This is a genomic window from Pseudomonas sp. FH1 (assembly GCF_000510895.2).
Lineage (GTDB): Bacteria > Pseudomonadota > Gammaproteobacteria > Pseudomonadales > Pseudomonadaceae > Aquipseudomonas > Aquipseudomonas azotoformans_A.
Map to the genome: position 1 here is coordinate 1 of NZ_AOHM01000114.1, position 3,808 is coordinate 3,808.

Below are 3,808 nucleotides of genomic sequence, written 5' to 3' on the forward strand. Positions count from 1 at the left end.
ACCCCATTTGCGAAAGCAGATGGGGTTTTGTTTTGGGCGGTCGAAAAGGCCTGAAAAGCCCGGAGTGACCGCTTCCATAGGCGTTTTAAGCTCTGCATTAGTAAGGGTTTTTCATAAGGGGCGGCAGCGCTGGCGCCCAAATACGCTGAGCGCTCTCCAGTAGCTGCTAGAGACACACGGGCACGCGATGAATGGTAGCCCGCGCATCGCACTGACAGGGCGTGTCAGAGCGCGCCTGGAGAGGCGGTTGGAATGGTGCACCGCTCACAAAAGAACAACTTTGCAGGTGATGCACTTTTCTACAGACGAAAAAAAAGACCTTGAATTTCAAGGTCTTTTTTTAAGATGGTGCCCCGAGGGAGACTCGAACTCCCTCAAAAACATCATAAGACCCAGCAATGCCGCGAGTTTAAAGGCTTTCAGTGGCTTTGGGTAGAAATTTTGGGTAGAATTTTGGGTAGAAATGACTAGCGAAGGCTTTTGCTATGACCGATTTTTTAGTCCTGAAATCCGGCACCTACTACGTCCGTCTGGACGTTCCAGAAGACGCACGGGAAGCCTTTTCCGGGCGTAAGGTTTTGACTAAAAGCCTCAAAACTGGCAATCGTTCGGAAGCCCATATTTTCAAACTACGATGGTTGCAGCAGTGGAAAACCGAAATCGAAAAAGCCCGTAGGGGTGAAATCGGCAATTTCCGTGATGATGTTCTTCAAATAGTTGAAAAGCATCAAAGGGCCATAAACCAAGATAAAATTAAGGGGAAACCCGCAAACAATGAAACAAAAATGGGTTTTGAAGTAATCCAATATACACAAGATAAGAAGTTAAGCATCGACCTTGTTAATGAAGCAATTGATATTGCAGCAGGTCGTTCGGACTACTCACCAAAAACCCCATTTTTCAAAAGTCGCCTTGATGGTTTCTATAACTATGAATTAAATCAACGAAAAGTAGACTTGAATACAGTTGATAGACATATAAAGAGAATTAAAGCACTTGATGCCTTTTTGAAAGCTGAGGACTTATTGCTGGATTATGAGGCAGTTGCTTCATTCTTGATTTCAAAAAATCTGGAATCGAAGACAAAGAAACAATATTTGTTTTCGTTTAATGCCTTCTATAATTTCTTGATTAAAAAAGAACCACCATTCAAAGAACGTTATCCAATCAATCCTTTCAAAAGTCATGAATTGAGCCAAGTTAGACGTGGAACACTCAAAAAAGATGAAAGACGTGCTTTTACGGCGGAAGAGGTTGAAACCTTGCATAGTAAAGCAGTTGAAAAAGGAAAGCGTCAATTAGCCGATTTGATTAAGATAGCGGCCTATACGGGAGCACGCATTGAAGAAATATGCCGTTTAAAAACATCGTCAGTTGTTAAAGAGGATGGTGTGGATTGTTTTCATATTACAGAAGGTAAAACACAAGCATCCGTTCGTTTTGTGCCAATTCATCCGGTTCTCATGGAAACGGTCAAACGGCTTGTTAGTTCATCGGACGATGGGTATTTGTTGAAGACAAGCAAAGGTGGGAAGTATGAAACCAAATCGAAAGGTTTAGGTAATCAATTTTCAATCTTCAAGACAGATTTAGGTTTTGATAAAAAATGTGTTTTCCATAGCATTCGCAAAACTGTAATCACTACATTAGAGCGTGCTGATGTTAAGAACCTTGTCATCATTTCGTTGGTTGGCCACAAAGCTGATGGACTGCTAAGAATGACTTTCGATAGATATTCGGAAGGCCCAACCCCAGCATCTAAAATGGATGCTGTTAAACACCTACAATATAAATTCTCAGTATAATTTTTTATTGTTGTCATCATTCATGAGGCTACCTAATTAGGTGGCCTTTTTAATGCCTGCTATACGTTGCTATACGTTGCTATACACTTTCATTCTTTGTTATCTGGCTTATTGAAAGCTATACAACTTGAAAACATTTTAATATATGTTAACTTGATATTAGTAGTTCGAAAACATTACAGGCGAGCAATGTAAATGTATAGCAAGTTCACTTCGTTCACTTACTAACATTTACGCTCGATTTTTCGCACTACGTTTGAAAAATGTATAGCAATCAATATGGAGGATTGTATGAGTGATAAAGAAAGAAAAAGTAATCAGTTAAATTTTAGACTTCCAAAAGATGATATTCAGCTACTCGAAACACAAAGAGCAGCATTAAAGATGACACAGGTAAAATTTATTTCCCATATTATAAATAATGGAATAAATGAAGTCATAGAAGTATGTAGTCCAAAGTTAAGAGAGGATATAGTCACCATTGAAAAAATATTCAGTCAGATTGGCAATAACCTTAATCAAATAGCAGCAGCGTTGAATTCAGGGAAGCAGCCAAACCAAGACATTTTAGATGTTCTGAGCAAATTAGATAAGAACATGGGCGTATTGACAAATAGACTTGAAAGTTTGAAAAAGGAGAAAATAACAATCAAAGGCGATATATGATAAGGAAAAGATTGAGCACCCAGAAAAGCAGGTCAGGAGTATATAAGGCTTCTAAATACTTTCACAAAGATGAGGGATGTGTATTGTTCGAAAGCAACATCTACACACCTATGAACTCATCCAAAAGACAAATTGCGAATGCTATTGCAACATCCATCGAAAATGATGTTGCTGTTAGAACAAAGGGCAGAAAGCAATCAGTTAGAAGTCAGCACGATATGGTCAGCTTTCATACCAATGATAACGTTACCCCTGAACAAGCGAAGCAGATAGTAAAAGAACTCTATGAACAAACGCACAACCTTTCAAATAGAAAGTATGCGTTGGGTGTTCACATTGATACAGATGAGGTTCATGTTCATATTGTGTGGGCTTTAAAAGATTTTAATGGCAAGTGTTACAACGTCAGCAATGACTACCGTGTTATTGAAAGAGAATGTGAAAAGCTTGAACAAAAATACAATCTAATAGTTCCCGAAAATCGAATTTCAAGAGACATGGATGAACTCGACAAAATAAAAGAGCTAACACTGCAAGATAAGAAAGACATTATCAACAAGAAATACAAAGACAAGCATCCATCAACAAAAGAAAGAATGCTTGACGTTCGTGGCGTTATTTCTAACAAGAAACAAATGAAAGACGCTTTGAGTGATTTCCTTAACAATGCTTCCAGCCCATCCGACTTCATCAACCAGATAACCGAGAATGGTTTCAATGTCATTCACAATGGCAAATCATCTTTCTCCATTCAACATGAAGACCAGATATTCAAAGCATCCGAGCTTGGCCTATCTTACAAAACACTTAAAGCGAAACTAGGTGATGACACTGGCTTTGAGCAGACTTTAAAAAATAAGCACAACGTAAAGGAATACGAAAATTGTTCAATCGCTTCAACCGAAGCAGAACCCGACTACATGAAAAAGATTAAACCAAACTCAGTGCTTGCTACTAAGTTCAAGTTTATTCAGCATAGTGACAAGGTTGAATATTTCTATAATTCAGCCAGTAGCAAGAAATCATTCGAGTATTACAAAGACCCATCAAAAGTTTCATTCCATGATTTATCAAGACAGTCAGCAAAGGCTGGCATTCAAAGACTTGTTGCCGACGCCAAACCACCACAATCATTTACAGTGAATGGCCCTGATTACTTCAAGAAGAATGTATGGCTCGAATTTCAGCTAATGGGATTGGAAGCCAAAGGCTTCAAGCTTGAAGGCTACAAACCTACCCCAGCAGATTTAGACGAATTGAAGAAAATTCAGGAGCAATATGCTTCGATGAATGCGGATTGCATGACTATCCGGACACCCATTCCACCGACATCTGGA

General features: G+C 39.0%; 3 protein-coding genes. All 3 read left to right on the top strand.

Features of this window, described 5'->3' with window-relative positions:
• The first annotated feature begins 485 nt into the window (after positions 1 to 485).
• On the top strand, positions 486 to 1,805 hold the full coding sequence (locus tag H096_RS25980; RefSeq protein ID WP_028624202.1) for a tyrosine-type recombinase/integrase: 1,320 nt from the start codon (positions 486 to 488) through the stop codon (positions 1,803 to 1,805).
• Between the two features lie 291 nt (positions 1,806 to 2,096).
• Positions 2,097 to 2,471 carry a plasmid mobilization relaxosome protein MobC gene (gene mobC, locus H096_RS25985; protein WP_033050921.1) on the top strand — a complete coding sequence of 125 codons (375 nt, stop codon included), beginning with the start codon at positions 2,097 to 2,099 and terminating at the stop codon, positions 2,469 to 2,471.
• 11 nt (positions 2,472 to 2,482) lie between these two features.
• A partial coding sequence (locus tag H096_RS25990) for a relaxase/mobilization nuclease domain-containing protein (protein WP_162240129.1) occupies positions 2,483 to 3,808 on the top strand: 1,326 nt, incomplete at its 3' end.

Coding starts and splice junctions, on each gene's coding strand:
- mobC (WP_033050921.1), top strand. CDS start 2,097: ATGAGTGATAAAGAAAGAAAAAGTAATCAGTTAAATTTTAGACTTCCA.
- H096_RS25980 (WP_028624202.1), top strand. CDS start 486: ATGACCGATTTTTTAGTCCTGAAATCCGGCACCTACTACGTCCGTCTG.